Annotated in this window: 16 protein-coding genes; 5 read left to right on the top strand and 11 right to left on the bottom strand. The window is 72.8% G+C overall.

From position 1 onward, the window contains the following. Positions 1 to 2: 2 nt before the first annotated feature. The 6 genes from ACIQVL_RS07595 to ACIQVL_RS07570 all read right to left on the bottom strand — a co-directional run bounded on the left by ACIQVL_RS07595 (position 3) and on the right by ACIQVL_RS07570 (position 7,772). Entirely contained in the window at positions 3 to 359 is a 357-nt protein-coding gene (locus tag ACIQVL_RS07595; RefSeq protein ID WP_352091980.1) for a peptidase inhibitor family I36 protein, read from the bottom strand. 146 nt (positions 360 to 505) lie between these two features. Further along, positions 506 to 1,312, bottom strand: a complete 807-nt coding sequence (locus ACIQVL_RS07590; protein WP_403474693.1) for an endonuclease I family protein — start codon at positions 1,310 to 1,312, stop codon at positions 506 to 508. Positions 1,313 to 1,445: 133 nt separating this feature from the next. Next, positions 1,446 to 3,782, bottom strand: coding sequence for an ArnT family glycosyltransferase (locus ACIQVL_RS07585; protein ID WP_403474803.1), 2,337 nt, complete (start codon positions 3,780 to 3,782; stop codon positions 1,446 to 1,448). A 114-nt stretch (positions 3,783 to 3,896) separates the two neighbouring features. Further along, on the bottom strand, positions 3,897 to 4,952 hold the full coding sequence (locus tag ACIQVL_RS07580) for an esterase-like activity of phytase family protein (protein ID WP_403474692.1): 1,056 nt from the start codon (positions 4,950 to 4,952) through the stop codon (positions 3,897 to 3,899). Between the two features lie 110 nt (positions 4,953 to 5,062). Next, positions 5,063 to 5,908, bottom strand: coding sequence for a serine hydrolase (locus tag ACIQVL_RS07575; protein WP_403474691.1), 846 nt, complete (start codon positions 5,906 to 5,908; stop codon positions 5,063 to 5,065). A gap of 139 nt (positions 5,909 to 6,047) precedes the next feature. Continuing rightward, positions 6,048 to 7,772: an MOSC domain-containing protein gene (locus ACIQVL_RS07570; protein ID WP_403474690.1), complete on the bottom strand. Its 1,725-nt coding sequence runs from the start codon at positions 7,770 to 7,772 to the stop codon at positions 6,048 to 6,050. Between the two features lie 194 nt (positions 7,773 to 7,966). Between ACIQVL_RS07570 and ACIQVL_RS07565 the strand changes: the two genes are divergently transcribed. The 3 genes from ACIQVL_RS07565 to ACIQVL_RS07555 all read left to right on the top strand — a co-directional run bounded on the left by ACIQVL_RS07565 (position 7,967) and on the right by ACIQVL_RS07555 (position 13,046). Next, the gene (locus tag ACIQVL_RS07565) at positions 7,967 to 8,677 is read left to right on the top strand and encodes a hypothetical protein (protein ID WP_403474689.1); all 711 of its coding nucleotides are present in this window, start codon (positions 7,967 to 7,969) and stop codon (positions 8,675 to 8,677) included. Between the two features lie 118 nt (positions 8,678 to 8,795). Further along, positions 8,796 to 12,551, top strand: coding sequence for an ABC transporter ATP-binding protein (locus ACIQVL_RS07560; protein WP_403474688.1), 3,756 nt, complete (start codon positions 8,796 to 8,798; stop codon positions 12,549 to 12,551). A 102-nt stretch (positions 12,552 to 12,653) separates the two neighbouring features. Next, positions 12,654 to 13,046 (top strand): hypothetical protein, encoded by a 393-nt coding sequence (locus ACIQVL_RS07555; protein WP_403427302.1) that lies wholly within the window; start codon positions 12,654 to 12,656, stop codon positions 13,044 to 13,046. Between the two features lie 214 nt (positions 13,047 to 13,260). On the opposite strand, the gene ACIQVL_RS07550 is transcribed toward ACIQVL_RS07555, so the two are convergent. Together ACIQVL_RS07550 and ACIQVL_RS07545 are read right to left on the bottom strand one after the other, a co-directional pair. Then, positions 13,261 to 13,878, bottom strand: coding sequence for a hypothetical protein (locus ACIQVL_RS07550; protein ID WP_403474687.1), 618 nt, complete (start codon positions 13,876 to 13,878; stop codon positions 13,261 to 13,263). A gap of 102 nt (positions 13,879 to 13,980) precedes the next feature. Continuing rightward, positions 13,981 to 15,795 carry a glycoside hydrolase family 3 protein gene (locus tag ACIQVL_RS07545; protein WP_403427305.1) on the bottom strand — a complete coding sequence of 605 codons (1,815 nt, stop codon included), beginning with the start codon at positions 15,793 to 15,795 and terminating at the stop codon, positions 13,981 to 13,983. Positions 15,796 to 16,268: 473 nt separating this feature from the next. On the opposite strand from ACIQVL_RS07545, the gene aroA reads away from it, so the two are divergent. Next, complete coding sequence (aroA, locus tag ACIQVL_RS07540) at positions 16,269 to 17,519, top strand: 3-phosphoshikimate 1-carboxyvinyltransferase (protein ID WP_403427307.1); 1,251 nt, start codon at positions 16,269 to 16,271, stop codon at positions 17,517 to 17,519. A gap of 37 nt (positions 17,520 to 17,556) precedes the next feature. Here the strand turns inward: aroA and ACIQVL_RS07535 are convergent, their stop codons facing one another. Then, positions 17,557 to 18,357, bottom strand: a complete 801-nt coding sequence (locus ACIQVL_RS07535; protein WP_403427308.1) for a sugar phosphate isomerase/epimerase family protein — start codon at positions 18,355 to 18,357, stop codon at positions 17,557 to 17,559. A gap of 17 nt (positions 18,358 to 18,374) precedes the next feature. Beyond that, positions 18,375 to 19,310 carry a GNAT family N-acetyltransferase gene (locus ACIQVL_RS07530; RefSeq protein WP_403474686.1) on the bottom strand — a complete coding sequence of 312 codons (936 nt, stop codon included), beginning with the start codon at positions 19,308 to 19,310 and terminating at the stop codon, positions 18,375 to 18,377. Positions 19,311 to 19,673: 363 nt separating this feature from the next. Here ACIQVL_RS07530 and ACIQVL_RS07525 point away from each other — a divergent pair, with 363 nt between their 5' ends. After that, positions 19,674 to 20,177, top strand: a complete 504-nt coding sequence (locus ACIQVL_RS07525) for a hypothetical protein (RefSeq protein ID WP_403427311.1) — start codon at positions 19,674 to 19,676, stop codon at positions 20,175 to 20,177. A 217-nt stretch (positions 20,178 to 20,394) separates the two neighbouring features. Here ACIQVL_RS07525 and ACIQVL_RS07520 read toward each other — a convergent pair whose 3' ends face one another. Beyond that, the gene (locus ACIQVL_RS07520) at positions 20,395 to 21,441 is read right to left on the bottom strand and encodes a LacI family DNA-binding transcriptional regulator (RefSeq protein WP_403427314.1); all 1,047 of its coding nucleotides are present in this window, start codon (positions 21,439 to 21,441) and stop codon (positions 20,395 to 20,397) included. Positions 21,442 to 21,608: the final 167 nt, after the last annotated feature.

The following is a 21,608-nucleotide window of genomic DNA, read 5'->3' as shown; positions in this document are numbered from 1 at the left end:
GACTAGCAGGCCCCCGCCCCCACCCCGTCGATCCGCCCCCCGAAGTCGCCGCGGTACTGGGAGCGCCAGTCGCCGTTGAAGACGTCGCGCTTCTCGGTCGGGGACCAGTTGACGAAGCAGGCGCGGGTGGAGGCGACGAAGGAGCCGACGTTGTCGTGGAGGCCCGGCGGCATGTCGCGGTAGCCGCTGCGGGCCGTCCACTCCCAGTAGTCGCCGCCGAAGCCCTCGCCGCTCCAGAAGCAGACCGAGCCGTCGGGACAGGACGGGGCGGCGGCCGCGTGCGCGGAGGCGCTCTGGGCGGGGACGACGAGTGCGGTCAGGGCGAGGGCGGCGGCGAGGGACCAGGTGCGCAGCTTCACGGGACTCTCCGGAAAAGGGAGTTGGGAGGCCCCCGGCGTGACTGCCGGGGGCCTCCCCATGCTCGGGCGCGATCACCGGGACACGCCCGAGTTCAAGATCGACTTCACCTCTGTGGGGGAAGTAGTAGGACTGGCCCCGACGGCGCCTACCAGATCGCGTCGACCCACTCCGGGTGGTCGATGAACGGGTTCCGGTTGTGCTGGTAGGTGCTGTAGATGACGTCGTTGCGGTTCTCCTCGAAGGAGTCCGGCGGGTCCTCGTCGTTCCACTGCTTGAGGACGGACAGCTTGCCGATGTACGGGTTCGAGCCGTTGCCGACCTTGTCGTCGGGCTCCAGGTTCGCGAACCCGTCGTCGCCCTCGTAGCGGACGGCCATGTAGAGGATCATGCGGGCCACGTCGCCCTTGACCGCGTCGCGCGGCTCGAAGGAGTCCGAGTCGACCTTGCTGCCGCCGCTGTTGGTGAAGGTCGAGCCGCCCTCGTCGAAGTCGAGGTTGCCGCGCTTGCCGTTGACCGCCACGTCCTCGGGGCGGATGTGGTGCAGATCCGTGCCGGGGCCGGTGGACGTGGTGAGGTCGCCGTGCGAGATCGCCCACACGTGCTCGCGGTTCCAGTCGCCGCTGTCCCCGCCGTTGAGGGACTTGCTGCGCGAGATGCCCGAGTACAGCAGGATCACGTTGCTGCTGTTGTTCGGGTCCTGGTCGGTCTTCTTCAGGGCGTCCCACAGGGCCGAGTACGACAGCTTGGTGACGTTCGCGCTGATGATCGTGTGCAGGGACGACTTGAGGCTCGTCCCCGTCTTGCCGATCGCGTTCTTGTAGTACGTCGAGTCGTACGCGGTGGTCGTGGCGGCGGCCGGGGTCGCCGTGAGCGCGGGGGCGGTGAGGCCCACCAGGACGGCGGCGGTCGTCAGGGCCACCGACTTCCAGCGCCGGATGTGTGTCGCCAGCATAAAGAGTTTCCCATCTACGCGGGTTGACGAGGCGGCAAGAGGAGGGTGACATGAACATGAGGACGTGTAGGTGAACGGGACGTAAAAAGAGGCCCCCGACCATGCGGTCGGGGGCCTCGGTACTGCCGGTGCGTCAGCTGACGTCCGACGGGTCCAGCCGGTAGAGCGTGGAGGTGGTGCTCTGCGAGGTGGAGGACGAGGAAGAGGACGAGGAGGACGAGGAGCCGGAGCTCGAACCGGAGCTGCTCGTCGTGCTCTTGCTGTACTCGCTCTCCTTCACCGCCGTGCCGTTCTTCTCCACCCAGGCGGTCACCTGCGAGCTGAGGGTGTTGTTGCCGCCCATGCCCATGCCGCCGCTGCCGACCTGGATGTAGTGCAGCTTGCCCGCCTTCACCAGTTCCTTCAGCTTGGCGACGGTCATCGCGTTGTCGGATCCGGTGAAGCCCCACATCGAGATGACGGGCTCGTTCGAGCTCAGCTCGATCTGCGACGCGGACTGCGAGTTGGAGACGGCCAGCAGCCAGGTGGCGCCGTCCATGTGCTTCTTGAGGTAGGCGATCAGGTCGCTGCTCACGCTGCCGCCCATGCCGCCCCCGCCGAAGCCGCCGCCGCCCGCACGGCCGGTGCCGAGCCCGCCGCGCTCACCGTCGCCGGTACCGGTACCCGTGCCGCCGGGCGCCTCGCCGCCGCCGAAGCCGCCGCTCGGCAGTTCGCCGGTGCCGCCGCCGGGCGTCGTCTGACCGTTGCCGCCACCGGGGAAGCCGCCGCCCGAACCGCCGCCCGGCGCCTCGCCGTTCGCGCCGCCCGGGAAGCCGCCGCCGGCCTCGGCGTTCTGCCCGCCCTGGCCGCCCTGCTGGGTGCCGCCCGGCATCTCGCCGCCGCCCGGGAAGCCGCCCCGGTTGCCGCCGCCACCGCCCGGCCCGCCGCCGAAGCCGCTGCCCGTCGAGGGGCCCGCGGTCGGGTTCGTGCCGCCGCGCATGCCGCCGCCGCTGCCGCTGCCGAACGGCAGGGTCGCCGCGTACGCCGTCGGACCCGCGAGTGCCGCGATCACGGCCGCCGCCAGGGAGGCCGCCAGCAGCCGGGCCTTGTTCCCGGACCGGAAGAGGATCATGCCCACGATGCCGGCCACGGTCAGCACGCCGATCGCCGGCCACAGCCAGGTGTTCCAGCCGGAGGCGCGGCGCAGCAGCACGATCGCCCAGATGCCGGTGACGCCGAAGGCGGCCGGGAGGACCCAGACCCACCGCTTGTCGGTGCGGAACGCCTGCAGCAGCATCACGCCACCGCCGCCGCACAGCACCGCGATGCCGGGGGCGAGCGCGGTCGTGTAGTACGGGTGCATGGTGCCCTGCGCGGTCGCGAAGATCACGTAGTGCAGCAGGGTCCAGCCGCCCCACAGGACCAGCGCCATCCGCCTCAGGTCGGTGCGCGGGGCGCGGCCGCACAGCACCAGGCCGCCGACGAGTGCGATGCCCGCGAAGGGGAGCAGCCAGGAGATCTGGCCGCCGAGGATGTCGTTGAACATCCGGCCGAGGCCCGCGGAGCCGGAGAAGCCGCCGCCTCCGCCGCCTCCGCCCCCGCCGTTGCCCTCGCCGCCGAAGACGCGGCCGAGACCGTCGTACCCCATGATCAGGTCCCAGGCGGAACCGTCCGTGGAGCCGCCGATGTACGGCCGGTCGGAGGCCGGGACCAGGGAGACGGCGACCGCCCACCAGAAGCTGGAGACGGCCAGCACGACCGCTGCAAGGGCCAGGTTGACGGCGCGCTTCGCCCAGGTGGCCTTCGACGCGTAGAGGTAGAGCGCGAAGACGGCCGGGAGCGCGATCCAGCCCGCGAGCAGCTTGGTGTTGAAGGCGAGGCCGAAGCACGCCGCCGAGCCGAGCAGCGGGAGGAGCCTCTCGTCACGGGTGGCGCGGAACGCGAGCGCCGCGCCCGACACCATGAGGAAGACGAGGATGGTGTCCGGGTTGTTGTCGCGGTTGATGGCGACGGTGATCGGGGTCAGCGCCAGCACCAGCGCGGCGACGGTCGCCGCCCCGTGCCCCCACACCCGCTTCACGGTGGAGTGCAGGATCCAGATCGTGGCGAGCGCGACCACGACCTCGGGCGCCATCATCTGCCAGGTGCCGAAGCCGAAGATCCGGCAGGACAGGCCCATGACCATGAGCGCGAACGGCGGTTTGTCGACGGTCAGGAAGTTGCCGGGGTCCAGCGAACCGAAGAACCAGGCCTTCCAGCTCTTCGTACCGGCCCAGATGGCACCGCTGTAGAAGGTGTTCATGTCGGAACCGGAGAGGTTCCAGGAGTAGAGCACCGCCGCCAGGACCAGGATCGCGATCAACGCGGGGAGCGACCAGCGTGGCGCCTTGTCCGGCTGGGGAGCCGCGGGGGCGGGCGTGGGGGACGCCGTGGGCGGGCCCCAGTCGGGGGACACGGGCGTGTGGGGGACGGGATCGGTGGCAGATGTCACCATCCCACCATGCAGACGGCCGATGGGCGCGGGCTGTGCCGATCCTGGGCGCAGGCTGTGGGTGGATGAGATGTCGGTAAGAGGGCGGCCGGTGCGGCCGCCCTCCACCAGGGGTCAGTGCACCCGGACCGACAGCCGGTAGAACCGTGTCGTCTGGGCCGCGTTCTGGTTGTCGTCGCTGACCAGGAGGACCTTGTACGCGCCCTTGGCGCGGCCGGTGACGACCATGCCCTCGATGTTGTCGAGGAGCGGGTTGGGCTGCGGCTGCTTGGCCGTGGCGCCGAGGGCCGGGCAGCTCGCGATGTCCGTCAGCAGGGTCTTCCTGACCAGGCGGACGCCGGCCTGCCCGGTGAGGTTCTCGATGCCGCTGGTGTCCGTGGCGTGCCGCGGGTCGGCGAGGAAGAGGCGGACGGTGTTGCCGACGCCAGCGGTGAAGCCGCGCTCCAGGACCAGGAGCCGGCCGTCGGGGAGCGCCTGCACCTCGGGGACGCCGAGGATCGGGTCGTCGGTGTGGTAGGCGTACTGGGCGGACAGCCTGAAGTGGTCGCCCTTGGTGCGCGTCCAGGTCTGGAAGCGGACGATCCCGGCGGTGTCGCCGGAGATCGCGTACTCCATCGACGCCAGCAGGGTGCGGCCGCCGTTGAGGAGGGTCAGGCCCTCGAAGGTCTGGTTGGAGGTGGCCCGCCCGGCCGGCGAGACGAGCAGCGAGGACGGTACGGGCAGGCGGTCCAGGATCTTGCCGTCCGCCGAGTAGCGGCGGATGGACGGCTCGGTCTCGGAGGTGATCAGGCGGGTGCCGTCCCGGTCCACGACCAGGCCCTCGGAGTCGAGCGCCGCGCCGTTCTCGTCGGCGAGCCCGACGACCTTCTTCGGCGCGAGGGTCTTCGCGTCCAGGTCGAAGAGGTAGGACCGGTCGGCGAGGGCGGCCAGGGAGCCGTCCTTGTCCACGGCGAGCGCGGAGAGGTTGCCGACGAAGTACCCGCCGAAGGTCGTCTTGTCGAGGGCGTCGGAGAAGCCGTCGAGGGAGACCGAGGACGAACACGCGTGGGCGGAGGCGGTGTTGGCCGCGCCGGTGGCGGGCGCGACGGCGTTGGCGGACCCGGCGGCGGACAGACAGGTGGCCGCCGCCAGGCCGGCGGTGACGGTGGCGAGTACGGTTCGCAGGCGCATGGCGGTCACCGTAGGGGGAACCGGTGACGGGGTGGAGACCGCCCCGTGAAGGAAAGGGTCGGTTTCCGGCCGCCGGGACCGCACTTCGGTACGCGAACCGCCGCCGCGCCTCAGGAGGCCGCGAGGTCCTTGTGGACGACCTTCGCGACGGCCTGGATGGTGTTGATGCCGTAGCTCATGGTGCTGTTGTCCTGGGTCAGCACGGTCATCTGGTAGTCGTGGCCGCCGCCGGTGAACGTGCCGAGGCTGTGCACCCGCCAGCCGTGCGTGGCGCGCTGCAGCCAGCCGTTCTTGACGTGCACGGCGACACCGGACGGGGCGCCGTACGGAGTGCCCCACCGCTGGGACGAGATGACCTGCCCCATCAGCTTCAGGATGTAGGCCCGCGAATTGTCGCTGAGCACGGTGTTCTTGGCGGTGACGAGCGCGAGCAGCCGCTGCTCGTCGTGGACGTCGATCTGGGTCAGGCCCCAGTAGCCGTTGGCACCCGGGGTGGTCTGCGTCATCCCGGCGGCGCTCAGGAAGCCCTTGATCTTCGTCAGGCCGAGCTGCTTCCACAGCTTGGTGGTCGCGTCGTTGTCCGACTTGGTGATCATGGCCTTGGCGAGCGTCTGCTCGGTGGTGGTCAGATACCGGTTGTGCTTCTTCGCGTCCCACAGCAGCGTGGCGAGGACGGTCACCTTGACCGTGCTGGCCGAGTCGTAGTGCGTGGTGGAGCGCAGGGTGCAGGTCGTCTTCGTCGAACGGTCGTACAGGCCGATGGCGATCGTCCCCTTGCGGTTCGCGATGGCCGTGGTGATGTCCTTCTTCAGCTTCGTGGCGAGCGCCGCCTTGGTCGACGTGCAGCTGACGGCGGGCGCGGCGGCCGAGGCGGGCGCGGCGGCGGCCACACCGGCTATCAGAAACCCGGTGCCGAGCGCGGTGGCGACCAGCCCTCTCCTTCGTCTGTGAGTCATACCCCCGTTGACACACGGATTCGCACGAATGGTTGTACGAACGGTCAGGGCTTTAGGCAACCGTCACCTGGGCCGCCCTCCGGGCGGTCACCGTCGGGCACCCGGACGTGGCCGGTCGGCCGGATTGCCGGTGCTGGACTCAGAGATCGAGGACGACCTCCGTGGCCGGTGTCGAGCAGCAGATCAACGCCGTGCCGGGCTCGGGGAGTTCGAGGGGCGGGGTGGTGTAGGTGACGTCGCCGGTCACCACGGGGGTCACGCAGGTGTGGCAGACGCCGGTGCGGCAGGACCAGCGGGTGGGGACGTCGCAGGCCTCGGCGAGTTCGAGGAGCGAGGCGTGGGCGGGTGACCAGGGGGTGGTGATGCCGCTGCGGGTGAAGGTGACCAGGGGGCCGGTGCCCGGCGGGCCGGGTGGCCGGTGCGGGCGTGCCGGGACGGTGGGGGTGACACCGGGGTTGACGGCGCCGAGCGCGCCGAACCGTTCCGTGCGGATCCGCTCGGGGCGCAGGCCGAGCTCGCGCAGGTGACCGGAGAGGTCGTCCATGAACGCGGTCGGTCCGCAGAGGTAGGCGTCGGCGTCGGCGGGGACGCCCAGCGCGGTGAGCGAGGCGGCGGTCGGGCGGCCCCGGGTGACGCGGTCGTCGCCGGCCGGCGGTGTCCCCGAGGTGTAGTGGATGTGCTCGCGGGCGTGCGGGAGACGCGCCAGCAGGGCGTGGGCCTCGTCCGCGAAGGCGTGGTGGGCGCGGTCGCGGGCGGTGTGGATCCACCAGACGGGGCGTGGGTCCCGTACGGCTGCCAGCCGGTGCAGCATGGCGAGCACGGGTGTGACACCGATGCCCGCCGAGAGGAGGACGACCGGACCGGTGCCCTCGTCGAGCACGAACGTGCCGCGCGGACCGGCGACGTCCACGAGGTCCCCGGTGCGCAGCCGGGCGTGGATGTAGCCGCTGACCTTCCCGTGCGGCTCGTGCTTGACGCTGATGCGGTAGGCGTCGGCGGTGGGCGCGCAGGACAGGGAGTAGCTGCGTACGGTGCGGGCGGTGCCGTCGACGGCGAGGCGCAGGGAGAGGTACTGGCCGGGACGGGCCGCGGGCGGCGGGGTGCCGTCGGCGGTGGCGAGGTGGACCGAGGAGACGTCGGGGGTCTCGGGGACGATGCGGGCCACCCGCATGGGTCTGAAGCCCGGCGGCCCCGGCTCGGGAGCGTCCGGCCGACCGGCCTGCCCGGCGGCGGCGAGTTCACGGAAGGACTGCTGCCATCCCGGACTGAGGGCGGGGATGCGCAGGGCGGCGCGCAGCTTCGCGGGGTCGCGGCCGGGCAGGTAGAGCAGCGCGTCGGTGTCGGCCACGCTGAGTTCCTCCGGGCCCCGGCGGGTACGGGTGATCCCGTCACCGGCCCGGACCCGGCCCTCGGTGATCACCCGCAGGTAGAAGCCCGGACGGCGGTGGGCGACCAGGAGCGAGGCCATGGCGGGTTCGCCCAGGCGCATGCCGACGCGGTAGCAGGTGACGCGGGGTTGGGTCACCTCGAACTCGGCCTCGCCGATGCGGTACCGGTCGCCGATGCACACCTCGTCGTCGGGCAGGCCGTCGACGGTGAAGTTCTCCCCGAACATCCCGAACGCGAGGTCGTCGCGGCCGAGCTGCCTGCGCCAGTACCGGTACGACTCCAGCTGGTAGACGAGGACGGCCCGGATCTCACCGCCGTGCCCGGCCAGGTCGCCCTGGCCGTCCCCCTCGACGTTCAGCCGGTGCACCATGCGGCGGCCGGGCACCGGCGACTTCCAGGCTCCGGTGCGGACGGTCCTGCCCTGCCAGGCGACGTCCCTGGGCATTCCCACGTTGACGGACAGCAACCTCGCCATGCGGACCTCCTGCGGTGGCCGGCACCACCACGATCCCCTGAGCACGCATCCTGGTGCCTTCGCCGGGATTCCGCGAACGGGGAGAGCCGTTCCCTGTTACCGAATGCGGACGGAACCCGATGAACAACCCCCCGCCCGGCCGCCATCTCACCGGGCGTAGGACAGAGCGTCCTGATGACTCCTGGGGGATTTCGATGAAGACCACGCGCCGTGCCCGCCGTACCGTCCGCTCCGCCGCCCTGGTGGCCGTCGCCGCCGCCGCGGCGTTCTCGCTGACCGCCTGCCAGAGCGGGGGGAGCAAGGACGGCGCCGCGGGCCCGGAGCAGAAGGCCTCCGCCTCCGCCCCCCACGCCACCGCCGCAGGCCGCTCCGGAGCGACCGGCACCGGCACCAGCACCAGCACCGGCACCGGCAAGAGCCCGGCCGACGTGCGGACCCGGACGCTGGCCCCGTCCCGCACCACCGCACCGGCCGCCACGGCCAAGGCGGCGGCCCCGGTCCGCACCCGGACCCTGGCGGACGGCAGCAAGGCCGAGATCTACCGGCTGGGTGCCGAGCACTACCGGGCGAAGATCGTCAGCCGTGGCGCGGTCCTGGCCACCATGGAGACCGGCGGGACGGACGCCGGACTCGACGCCAACGACATGTTCATCGTGCTTACGCTGGGTGGCGAGGTCCACTCCTGGATGGGCGGCGGGCACACCGGACCCGGCACCTTCAAGCTGGCGGGCGGCTGGACGGCCAAGGTCACGAAGGCGGGCGAGCTCCGCTACCGCGCGCAGATCATCGGCAACGACGGCTCGGTGGACGGCACGCTGGACGCGGACCAGCAGGACGCCGGGCTCGACGCCAACGGCGTCTACATCGTGCTCAGCGCCGGCGGTGTGATCAGCGCCCACGCGTAGGCGCCCGCGCCGAGCCCTCCTCCGCCCCGCCCCCCCCGGTTTTGTTGCGGAGGGATGAAATCCGCTTCGTTCCGTGTTGTGGCGTTGCGGAAGAACAGGGCGAACGGAGGGCACCCGCGTGGCAGCGCAACAGGGGGAACGGCGGCAGGGCGGCTGGGCGCGCAGGCTGGCGGGGTACGCCTGGCGGCATCCCCGCGACGTCGTGCTCGCGCTCGGGTCATCGCTGGCCGGAATGGCGGTGCTGGCCGTCGTACCCCTGATCACCAAGGTGATCATCGACGACGTGATCGGTGATCACAGCCGGTCCATGGGGCCGTGGGCCGGTGCGCTGATCGGCGCCGCCGTCCTCGTCTACGCGGCCACCTTCGTGCGCCGCTACTACGGCGGCCGGCTCGCCCTCGACGTCCAGCACGACCTGCGGACGGAGATGTACGACACGCTCACCCGGCTCGACGGAAGGCGGCAGGACGAGCTGTCCACGGGCCAGGTGGTGGGGCGTGCCACCAGCGACCTCCAGCTCATCCAGGGGCTCCTTTTCATGCTGCCGATGACGATCGGCAACGTCCTCCTCTTCCTGATCTCCCTCGCGATCATGGCCTGGCTGTCGCCGCCGCTGACCCTGGTCGCGCTCGCCGTCGCCCCGGCCCTGTACTGGATAGCCAAGCGCAGCCGCAGCAAGCTGCACCCCGCCACCTGGTACGCCCAGGCCCAGGCCGCCGCCGTGGCCGGGGTGGTCGACGGCGCGGTGAGCGGCGTGCGCGTGGTGAAGGGGTTCGGGCAGGAGGAGCAGGAGACCGGGAAGCTGAAGGAGGTCGGGCGCAGGCTCTTCGCCGGGCGGCTGCGCACGATACGGCTGAACAGCAGGTTCACCCCGGCCCTCCAGGCCGTCCCGGCGCTCGGCCAGGTCGCCATGCTGGCGCTCGGCGGCTGGCTCGCCGTCCGCGGTCACATCACCCTCGGCACCTTCGTCGCCTTCTCCTCCTACCTCGCCCAGCTCGTCGGCCCGGTCCGGATGCTCGCCGTGGTCCTCACCGTCGGCCAGCAGGCCCGCGCCGGCACCGAGCGGGTGCTCGAACTGATCGACACCGAGCCGACACTGAAGGAGGGCACCAAGACCCTCCCGGCCGACGCACCCGCGACCGTCGAGTTCGACGACGTCGCATTCGGGTACGACCACGAGCGCCCCGTCCTCCAGGGGCTCAGCTTCGAGATACGGCCGGGCGAGACCCTCGCCGTCGTCGGCTCCTCCGGCTCCGGCAAGTCCACGGTCTCCCTGCTCCTGCCGCGCTTCTACGACGTCACCCACGGCGCCGTCCTGGTCGGCGGCCACGACGTGCGCGAGCTGACCCACGACTCGCTCAGGGCCGCGATCGGCCTGGTCCCCGAGGACTCGTTCCTCTTCTCCGACACGGTCCGCAGCAACATCGCGTACGGCCGTCCCGACGCGACCGAGGACGAGATCCTCGCCGCCTCCCGCGCCGCCCAGGCCGACCGGTTCATCGCCGAGCTGCCCGACGGCTACGACACCAAGGTCGGCGAGCAGGGCCTCACCCTCTCCGGCGGCCAGCGCCAGCGCATCGCCCTCGCCCGTGCCCTGCTCACCGACCCCCGCCTGCTCGTCCTCGACGACGCCACCTCGGCCGTCGACGCCCGCGTGGAGCACGAGATCCACGAGGCACTCGCCCACGTGATGCAGGGCCGCACCACCCTCCTCATCGCGCACCGCCGCTCCACCCTCAACCTCGCCGACCGCATCGCCGTCCTCGACGGCGGCCGGCTCGCCGACATCGGCACCGACGAGGAGCTCCAGCAGCGGTCCGCCCTCTACCGCCGGCTCCTGACCGACCCCGACGAGCTGGGTGGGGTCTCCCCGGGGCACGCGCTGCCCCTGGAACCGCGCGAGGACACCTCCGTGCGGGACGAGCTGGACGCCGAGTTCGACGCCGAACGCGGCGTGACCCCGCGGCTGTGGACCGGCGACCGCACGCCCCGCGACCTCGCCCTCGCCGGCACCCCCGCCACCCCTGAACTCCTCGCCCAGGTCGAGGCGCTGCCCCCGGCGACCGACGTCCCCGACATCGACGAGGCGGGCGCCGTCCGCCCCGAGGACTCCTACGGCCTGCGCCGCCTGCTCCGCGGCTTCGGCGCGCCCCTGCTCGTCAGCCTCGCGCTGGTCGCCGTGGACGCCGGCGTGGGCCTGCTGCTCCCGGTGCTGATCCGGCACGGCATCGACCAGGGCGTCAGCAAGCTGGCGCTCGGCGCGGTCTGGGCGGCCGCACTGCTCGGCCTGTTCGCGGTGTTCGCCCAGTGGGCGGCCCAGATCGGCGAGACCCGGATGACCGGCCGTACCGGCGAGCGGGTCCTCTACTCGCTCCGCCTGAAGATCTTCGCGCAGCTCCAGCGGCTCGGACTCGACTACTACGAGCGCGAGCTGACCGGCCGGATCATGACGCGGATGACGACCGACGTCGACGCCCTCTCCACCTTCCTCCAGACGGGCCTGGTCACCGCGTTCGTCTCGGTCGTCACCTTCTTCGGCATCATGGTCGCCCTGCTGGTGATCGACGTGCAGCTCGCGCTGGTCGTCTTCGTCACCCTGCCCCCGCTGATCGTGGCGACCTTCTTCTTCCGCCGGGCGAGCGTGAAGGCGTACGAACTCGCCCGGGAGCGGGTGTCGGTGGTCAACGCCGACCTCCAGGAGTCGGTGTCCGGGCTGCGGATCGTGCAGGCCTTCCGGCGCGAGGGGGACAGCGGCCGCCGCTTCGCCGAACGCAGCGAGAGCTACTGCAAGGCCCGTATCCGCGGTCAGTTGCTGATATCGGTCTACTTCCCGTTCGTCCAGCTGCTGTCGTCGGTGGCCGCGGCGAGCGTGCTGATGGCGGGCGCCCACCGGGTGGAGGCGGCCACCCTCACCACCGGCGCGCTGGTCGCCTACCTGCTCTACATCGACCTGTTCTTCGCACCCGTCCAGCAGCTCTCCCAGGTCTTCGACGGCTACCAGCAGGCGACCGTCTCCCTCGGCCGCATCCAGGAACTCCTGCGCGAGCCGACCTCGACGGAGTCGGCGGCGAAGCCCCTCGACGTGACCTCGCTCCACGGCGACATCGCCTTCGAGAACGTGCACTTCGCGTACGGTGCCGCCGACGGGGGTGACGCGGCCCTGGGCGGCATCGACCTGACCATCCCCGCCGGGCAGACCGTCGCCTTCGTCGGCGAGACCGGCGCGGGCAAGTCGACCCTGGTCAAGCTGGTCGCGCGGTTCTACGACCCGACGGGCGGCCGGGTGACGGTCGACGGCGCGGACCTGCGCGACCTGGACCTCACCTCGTACCGGCACCGGCTCGGGGTCGTCCCGCAGGAGGCGTACCTCTTCCCCGGGACCGTCCGGGACGCCATCGCCTACGGACGCCCGGACGCGACCGACGCCCGGGTGGAGGCGGCGGCCCGCGCGGTCGGCGCCCACGAGATGATCGCCACCCTCGACGGCGGCTACCTCCACGAGGTGGCCGAGCGCGGCCGCAACCTCTCCGCGGGCCAGCGCCAGCTCATCGCCCTCGCCCGCGCGGAACTCGTCGACCCCGACGTGCTGCTCCTCGACGAGGCGACGGCCGCCCTCGACCTGGCGACCGAGGCCCAGGTCAACCTGGCCACCGACCGGCTGACGGGCCGTCGTACGACCCTCGTGGTCGCCCACCGGCTGACCACCGCGGCCCGTGCCGACCGGGTGGTGGTCATGGACCACGGCCGGGTCGCCGAGGACGGCACCCACGACGAACTGCTGGCCCGCGACGGCCGGTACGCCGAACTGTGGCGCACCTTCATCGGCCGGCCCGAGGAGGAGGAACCGGGGGAGCCGGTGGGCGCGACCCGCTGACCCCGGCTCTCGGACCGCCGTGCAACCATCCGACATACGTCGGGCGTCCGTACATCAGTACGGTCATGGTGGGGTGCAGCTGCGGTACGGGAGGGGACGACTGTGGACAGTGGTGCGATACGCCGGCGGCTCGCGCTCGGTGTGGCCGTGCTGGCCGCCTCCGGGGTGTTCGCGCTCGTGGCACCGGCCGAGGCCCAGGCGGTGACGGCCGCCAACTGCGCCGGACGCGAGGTGCGGACCCTGTCCTTCGCCGGCGGCACCGTGCACGTCTACCGGCAGGGCGGCTACGTCTGCGCGATCACCCTCCCCAAGGAGTCCGGCGGCAGGCGGCTGATGTCCGTCAGCGTCCAGGCCCGCGGCAACCGCCCGGTCGTCGACAAGGGCGAGTACAGCCACCGCGCGGGCCCGGTCACGGTCCATGCGGGACACCGCTGCGTATGGGTGCGCGGCACGGTGGGGCGGAGCTCGGTGAGCTCGGGCTGGATCCTCTGCTGAGAGGGGACGGAACCGCCTGTGCGCGTACGACGAGAGGTCCGGTGGGTCCTGTGGGGGCTGTGGGGCGCGTGTCTGGTGTTCTGCCTCTGGTTCCTCGTGACGGCGGTCGCGCTGTTCCGGCAGGCCGAGTCGTGGTGACGGGCCGGCAAGGTGTGGAAGGACAAGCGGGAGCGGCGTCACGCCAGGCCGGCTGACGGCCGGCTGCGTCGAGCGTTCACACCCGCCGGGCGCAGCCCACCGGACGCTCCCCGCCCAGCTGGACGTACAGGGCGGTCGACGCCGGGCAGGCGTCGCGCGAGGTGACCGCCCGGACCACCCGGTACTGCGGCTGCCGCTTCCCCGAGCCGTCGCAGGCGGTCTCGCGGACCTGGCCGTGGCCCGACCCGTAGACGCAGTCGCCGACGACGGTGCGCGGCCCGCCGCCCCCGCCCGGGTCACCGGGGTGCGGCGGCTCCAGGTTGCGCATGCAGGCGTAGCCCTGCGGGATCGTTCCGTCGCCGTCCTCGCCGCCGCCCGTGTGCTGGGCGCCTATGTGGAGCACGAAGTCGGTGGTGGCCGGGCACAGCGGCCCGTCGGCCACGGTGCCGTCGTACCGGGCGACCACCCGGGCCGCCGCGCGTTCACCGGCGCAGGGCACCTCGGTGAAGCTGGCGGTCCCGAACGAACTGCACTCGCCGACCGCGAGGAACTGCGCGCCGTACCCGGCCGGCGCCGGGCTCGCCGTCGACCGGGCGCTGCCCGCCGGCGCCCCGGACGACGACGTCCGGCAGCCGGCCGGCAGCAGCACGACGGCCACCGCCACCAGAACCCCCGCAAAGCGCCTGTTCCGCATACCGACCCCCCTGCCAGCGTGGCCCGCGATCACGGTCCGCGTCAGCTGTACGGGAGGCTTTCCGCCCGTTGGGGGTGTTACGCCCGGTTCCGTGGCGTACGTCTAGTACGTCAGCCCGTGGCCGATCGGATACAGCACCCGGGCCGGATCGTCCGCCCGCTGCACCGGCACCGGCAGGCTGCCGCGCGGTGCCACCTCGCCCGCGATCACCCGCGCGGCGGCCCGCAGTTCGACGTCGGTCCAGGAGTAGGTCGCCAAGCAGGCCTTGACGGTGGGGAGCCGGGCGACGTCGTACGGATTGCGCACCGCCACCGCCACCACGGGGACGCCGGTCGCGACCAGCCGTTCCACCAGCTGCTGCTGTCCGCTGCCCGCCGTCACGTTGTACGTCCCGACGACCACCGCGTCCGCCGACCGGGCCGCCGCGACGGCCTGGTCCACGGTCGCGGGGGAGGGCGCCGTACCCGTGGGCAACGCGGTCGCCGTGAAGCCCAGTGCGGTGAGGGCGGCGGCGAGCACGCCGGTCGGCGGGCCCGTGGTGCCGGACGGCGAGTCCGGGTCGGCGCCGACGACCAGCACCTTGCCGTGCGTGCGGCGCGAGAGGGGCAGCAGCCCGCCCTCGTTGACCAGCAGGGTGGTGGTGCGCTCGGCGATGAGGTCGGCGGCGGCGAGGTGCTGCGCCGTGCCGACCACCCGGCCGACGTCCTTCGTGTCGACGTAGGGCCGGTCGAGCAGCCCCAGCCGGGACTTCAGCCTGAGGATCCGCAGGACCGACTCGTCCAGCCGGGCCCCGGTCAGCTCGCCGTCCTGTACGGCCTTCAGGACGGCGTGCCAGGCGACGTCCAGAGTGGGCGGGTTGAGGAGCTGGTCGGCACCGGCCTTCAGGGCGAGCACGGGTACCCGGTCGTCGCCGTACTTCGTCCGGACCCCCTCCATGCCCAGGGAGTCGGTCACCACGACGCCGTCGTAGCCGAGTTCGCCGCGCAGGATGCCGGTGAGGACCGGGTGCGAGAGGGTGGCCGGGTCGCCGGAGCCGTCCAGGGCCGGGAACTGGATGTGCGCGGTCATGATCGAGTCGATGCCGGCCCCGATCGCCGCCCGGAAGGGGACCGCGTCCAGCTTCTCCCACAGCTCCCGGCTGTGCGTGATCACCGGGAAGCCGGTGTGGCTGTCCACGGCGGTGTCGCCGTGCCCCGGGAAGTGCTTGGCGGTGGCCGCCACCCCCGCCTCCTGGTACCCCTGCGCCTCGGCGGCGGCCAGCGCCCCGGCCGCGTCCGGACCGGCCCCGAAGGACCGCACGCCGATGATCGGGTTGGCCGGGTTCACGTTCACGTCGGCGTCGGGGGAGTAGTCCTGCCGGACGCCCATCGCCCGCAGCTCCGCGCCGGAGATCCGGCCGAGGGTGCGGGCGTCGGCCAGGGAGCCGCCGGCCCCCATGGCCATGGCGCCCGGGAAGAGGGTGGCGGGTTTGCCGATCCGGCAGACGGCGCCGTGCTCCTGGTCGGTGGCGATCAGCACGGGCAGGCCGCGCGGCCGGGTCAGCGAGGCCCGCTGGATCCCGTTGGACAGTTCGGCGATCTGCCGCGGGTCGCGGGTGTTGTGTGTCCAGGAGAAGTAGATGATCCCGCCGACCCGGTACTTCGCGATCAGCTCGGCGGCGGTGCGGACGCCGATCTCCTTGAGGTTGGCGTCGATGTCGGCCTGGTCCGGGTCGGTGGCCGAATGCCCGTAGACCCGCATCACGAACAGCTGCCCGACCTTCTCCTCGACCGTCATCCGGGAGACGATCGCGCGGAGCCTCTTGTCGTCGGAGCCGAGGGTGTTGTCGTCGGAGCCGAGGGCGTTCGCGCCGGTGCCGACGGCCAGTCCCGCGGTGACGCCCGCGGTCGCGGTGAGGACGGTGCGTCTGGAGGGCACGTGCGCTCCTTCCGGTGGATCAACCGGCTGAAGGAAACTTCCGTGGGGTCACCAATATGCGGGAAGTTTCTTTCCGTCAAGGGAAAGCACGGTAACCGGAGAGGGGCCGCCATCGGCGCATTGGAGGGGGGCACGTCGATGGCGGCGGGCCGGCGGCCGTGGTGCGGCGGAGAGGGTGGGCCGGCCCTCGCAGCCAGCAGCGAGGGCCGACACCGCACCACGGAGACTCTTCCGACAGCCTGCGGGTTCGACGGACGGGGCGGGGCCCGGGTTCCCGAGTTCCCGAAGTCGGGGCCAGAGGTGTTGCAGATACGCAGGTGAAGCGCCCCTTCCGGGGCGCCGCGGGTACCCCCGGCCGGGGCCGGGGGCGGAACCGCGCGACAAGCACCCGCCGGCCCGCACCCGCCGAACGACCTGTACCACCTTGTGGAAACCCCCCGCACTCGAAACCCCCGAGCGGCGATCATGGCAGCATGCCCCTCGTCGACATCCCCGGTTCCAAGTCCGTCACCGCCCGCGCCCTCTTCCTAGCGGCCGCCGCCGACGGAGTCACCACCCTCGTCCGCCCCCTCCGCTCCGACGACACCGAGGGCTTCGCCGAGGGCCTGGCCCGGCTCGGCTACCGCGTCGGCCGCACCCCCGACACCTGGCAGGTGGACGGCCGCCCGCAGGGCCCCGCCGTCCCCGAGGCCGAGGTCTACTGCCGGGACGGTGCCACCACCGCCCGCTTCCTGCCCACCCTCGCCGCGGCCGGCCACGGCAGCTACCGCTTCGACGCCTCCGAGCAGATGCGCCGCCGCCCCCTCGCCCCGCTCAGCCGCGCCCTGCGCGACCTCGGCGTCGACCTGCGCCACGAGGCGGCCGAGGGCCACCACCCGCTGCGCATCGAGGCGGCCGGGGTCGACGGCGGCGAGGTGACCCTCGACGCCGGGCAGTCCTCGCAGTACCTCACCGCCCTGCTGATGCTCGGCCCGCTCACCCGCAAGGGCCTGCGGATCCGGGTGACGGACCTGGTCTCCGCGCCGTACGTGGAGATCACGATCGCGATGATGCGGTCGTTCGGGGTGGAGGTGGCGCGGGAGGGCGAGGTCTTCGTCGTCCCGCCGGGCGGCTACCGGGCCACCACCTACGCGGTCGAGCCCGACGCCTCCACCGCCAGCTACTTCTTCGCGGCGGCGGCCGTGACGGGCCGTGAGGTCACCGTCCCGGGGCTGGGGCGCGGCGCGCTCCAGGGCGACCTGGGGTTCGTGGACGTCCTGCGGCGGATGGGCGCGGACGTGGAGACCGCCGACGACCGGACGACCGTCCGGGGCACCGGCGAGCTGCGCGGCATCACCGTCGCCATGCGGGACATCTCCGACACCATGCCCACCCTCGCGGCGATCGCCCCCTTCGCGAGCGGTCCCGTCCGGATCGAGGACGTGGCCAACACCCGGCTGAAGGAGTGCGACCGGCTCGACGCCTGTGCGGAGAACCTGCGCCGGCTGGGGATCGAGGCCGCCACCGGCGAGGACTGGATCGAGATCCGGCCCGGCACACCGGCCCCGGCCGAGATCAAGACCTACGGCGACCACCGTGTCGTGATGTCCTTCGCGGTGACCGGGCTGCGCACGCCCGGGATCTCCTTCGACGACCCGGGGTGCGTGAAGAAGACGTTCCCCGGCTTCCACGAGGCGTTCGGGGAGCTGGCCGCCGGGTGGGGGCTCCCGGCCGCCGGGGTGTGATCCGGGGTTCCCGGTCGCCGGCGCCTGACTGCCGGGGTCAGGCCGACTCGTTGAGCAGCCGGGCCAGGTGCTCCCGCCCCGCCGCCAGCAGTCCGGGCAGCGGGGCCGCCGCCTCGTACCAGCGCTTCTCGTACTCCCAGCACAGCCAGCCGTCCCAGCCGTGCCGGGAGAGCACCTCCACGCACTCGGACAGGGGGAGGACCCCGGCGCCGAGCGGCAGCGGGGTGGTGTCGTCGGCCGAGGCGATGTCCTTGACCTGGACGTAGCCGAGGTGCGGGGCGAGCGCCGCGTAGGTCTCGGCGGGCTGCTCGCCGCCCAGCCAGGTGTGCATGACGTCCCAGAGCGAGCCGACCATGCGGTGCCCGACCGGGCCGAGGACGCGGATCGCGGCGGCGCCGGTGCGGTGCGAGTCGTGGGTCTCCAGGAGGACCCGGACGCCGAGCGCGGCGGCGTCCTCGGCGACCGTGCCGAGCCGCCGGGCGGCGATCGCGTCGGACTCGGCGGCCGGCAGGTCCGGGTCGGCGCCCGGGAAGACGCGGACGTGGGAGGCGCCCAGGTCGTGGGCGAGCTGGAGGAGTTGGCGCGTCTCGTCGAGCACCGGGGCGTCGTCGCCCGGCGCCGCGAGGCGCGCGTACCCGGCGACGCCCAGGACCTCCACCCCGACCGCCTTGAACTCGGCGGCCACGTCGGACCGTGCGGCCGGGCCGAGCCCGGGATGGACGGGCTCCTCCGGATGGGCGCGCAGCTCCACGCCGTGGTAGCCGTTGGCCGTGGCGAGCGCCAGCACGTCGGGCACCGGCAGGCCGGGAACCCCGAGGGTGGAGAAGGCGAACTTCATGCTCACCAACCTACTTCTCACTCACCGGTTCCGTGCAGGTCCAGCCGCCAGTCCTGGCCGACCAGGTCCGTGCCGAAGGAGCGGTGCGGTTTCTCGGCGGTGAGGACGAAACCGTGCCGCTGGTAGAGGCGACGGGCGGCGGACAGCACGTCGTTGGTCCACAGGACCAGCTCCCGGTAGCCGACCCCGCGCGCGAAGTCGGTCACGGCGGTGACCAGCCGGTCGCCGATGCCGAGCCCGCGGGCCTCCGGCTCCACGAGCAGCAGCCGCAGCCGCGCGGTGCCCGGGGCGTCGTCCCGTACGCACATCACGCAGCCCGTCGGCCGCCCGGCCCGTTCGGCGATCCAGGTCCGCTCCAGGTGCGGGTCGTGGTCCTCGGCGTAGTCGGCGACGATCCGGGCGACGAGACCCTCGTAGTCGGCGTTGAAGCCGTACTCGGCCGCGTACAGGGCGGCGTTGCGCTGCACGATCCAGCCCAGGTCGCCGGGGTGCGGCTCGCGCAGCACGACCTCGCCGGAGCCCTCCGGGGCGTGCCCGTCGCCGAGGATCGTGCGGATGGTGCGCATCGCCTCGGCTAGGCGGGCCCGCTCGCCCGGGTCGACGGCGCCCAGCAGCGAGCCGACCGATTCCCGGGCCCGCTCGTCCAGCAGCCCGGCGGCGTCCCGGCCGCCCGCCGTGAGGGAGACGCGCCGCCGCCGCGGGTCCTTCTCCGAGGGTGCCCGCTCGACCAGCCCGGCCTCCTCGAACTTGTTGAGGATCCGGCTCAAGTACCCGGCGTCCAGCGCGAGATCGGCGCGCAGGTCGGCCGCGTCGGTGTCGGCGGCGTGCGCGAGCTCGTACAGCACCCGGGCCTCGGTGAGGGTGTACGGGGCGTAGAGGTGGCGGCCGTAGTCGAGGGCGCCGATGAGGTTGGTGTAGAAGCGGTTGAAGGCACGGATGTCCTGGACGGTCATGGCTGGACCCCGATGGTTGACTGAGTCAGAGATACCGTGCCTCAGAGGCTAGCCCGCCACCCCGCCCGGCCGGAAGGCGTCGGCCCGAACGGCGGTCTGCCGGGCCGCACTTGTTCTTCTTCGGCTGGTCCCGTTCCTGCTTTTGACTTCGTCGCGCCCGAGTCGTAGGTTTATACACGAACGTCACTAATGTCCGTTTCAACGTCGGATATGACGTGGTCCGCCGAAAGGCCCGGCCGGTGTGGAACGACCAGCACGGAGGGCGGCGGACGTGCTCGGAGCTGCGCGCAGGCTCTGGAGTGCACGCAAGGCGGCGCGAAAGCGGCCGTCGTAACACAACCACACCCTCGGAGAGGGGCGATCATGCGCGCGCACACCACACGTATGAAGAGGGTCGCCATCGCTGCGATCTCGGCACCGATCCTGGCGCTGGCCGCCGGTGCCGGAGTCGCCAGCGCGGCAACCCACTCGTCGGCGCCTGACCATGTTGTTTCCTTCCAGGACAACGGCGGTGGCGGCGGAGGCCACGGCGGCGGTGGCGGAGGCCACGGCGGCGGTGGCGGCGGCCATGGTGGCGGCGGTCATGGTGGCGGCGGCTACGGCGGCGGTCACGGTGGCGGCGGCTATGGCGGCGGCGGCTACGGCGGTCACGGTGGCGGCGGCTACGGCTGGGGCGGCTGGGGTGACGACGGCTACGGCGGCTACGGCGGTCACGGCGGCTATGGCGGCGGTGGCTATGGCGGCGGCGGCTACGGCGGCGGCGGTCACGGTGGCGGCGGCTACGGTGGCGGCGGTCACGGCGGCGGTGGCGGCGGCCACGGCGGTGGCGGTGGCGGCGGTCACGGCGGTGGCGGCGGCGGCCGGTGAGTGACACTCCCTGACAGCAAAGGACGGATCCGGGTGCCCGACCCTCGGGCACCCGGATCCGTGCGTCGAAACAGTTCCCCGCGCCCCTCAGGGGCGCGGGGAACTGCGCGAGCAGCCCCCGAAGGCCCGCAGCCGGACCGCGACCGTCGGGACGAGGGGAGGTCGGGGGCACCTGAGCCGCGCCCCCGCTGTCGGGGTTCTCGTCGCCGGTGGGCGGTCAGGTGCGCGGCACCCCCGACGACCCCCGCACCATCAGCTCGCCCCGCACCGTCGCGATCCCGCCCGGCGGCGGCTCCTCACGGCCCATCGCGATGCGGCCGGCCCGCGCCCCCGCCTCCGCGAGCGGCAGCCGGACCGTCGTCAGCGACGGCACCGCGTCGATGCTGAACGGCAGGTCGTCGAAGCCGGCCACCGACACGTCCGCCGGGATCCGCAGCCCCGACTCCCGCAGCGCCGCGCACGCGCCCAGCGCGACCGAGTCGTTCGCCGCCACCACCGCGGTGAGCGTCGGGTCCCGGCGCAGCAGCTCCAGCGTCGCCTCGTACCCCGCCCGCCGGTCGTACCGCCCGTGCACGGTCCAGCGCGGGTCCTCCTCGATGCCGGCCTCGGCCAGCGCGGCCCGGTGGCCCTCCAGGCGGTGCCGGGTGGTCGTCCGCTCCTCGGGACCCGCGATGTAGCCGAGGCGCCGGTGGCCGAGCCCGATGAGGTGCTCGGTCAGCTGCTTGCCGCCGCCGCGGTTGTCGAAGGTCAGCGCCACCGCGTCGGTGTCCGGTGCCGGCGGCCGCCCGCACAGCACCACCCGGGTCCCCGCGTCCGCCAGCTTGCGCAGCTTCGCCGCCACCGCCGCCGCGTGCGGCGCGTTCTCCATGGCCCCGCCGGTCAGGATCACCGCGGCCGCCCGCTGCCGCTGCAGCAGGGTCAGGTACGTCAGCTCCCGCTCCGGCGACCCCCCGGTGTTGCAGGTCACCGCCAGTCGTTCGCCGCCCGCACGCCCGCCCGGACCGCCGATCTCGCCCTGGATCGCGCTCGCCATGATCCCGAAGAACGGGTCGGCGATGTCGTTGACGAGGATGCCGACCAGGTCGGAGGTGGCCGCCGCGAGCGCGCTCGCCGGCCCGTTGAGGACGTAGTCCAGCTCGTCCACCGCCCGCAGCACCCGTTCCCGCGTGGACGCCGCCACGGGGTAGTTGCCGTTCAGTACGCGCGACACCGTCGCGGGCGAGACCTGGGCGCGGGCCGCCACGTCCGCCAGGGTCACCGTCATCTCGTCGTCCTCCGGTCACGCATCTCGTCGTACGTCGTCGTACGCAGCCTGATCGGCAGTCCGATCAACAGCTTGCTCATAGGAAGCCCCCTTGCCGTGCAGACCATAAGGCCATTCACTCCTGTCGTTCGCCCCCTCGAACAACTCGACCCCATCACGGTCTTGTA

The sequence above is a fragment of the Streptomyces sp. NPDC090499 genome, from assembly GCF_044769305.1.
GTDB lineage: Bacteria > Actinomycetota > Actinomycetes > Streptomycetales > Streptomycetaceae > Streptomyces.
This window is presented reverse-complemented; position numbering and strand designations above follow the sequence as displayed.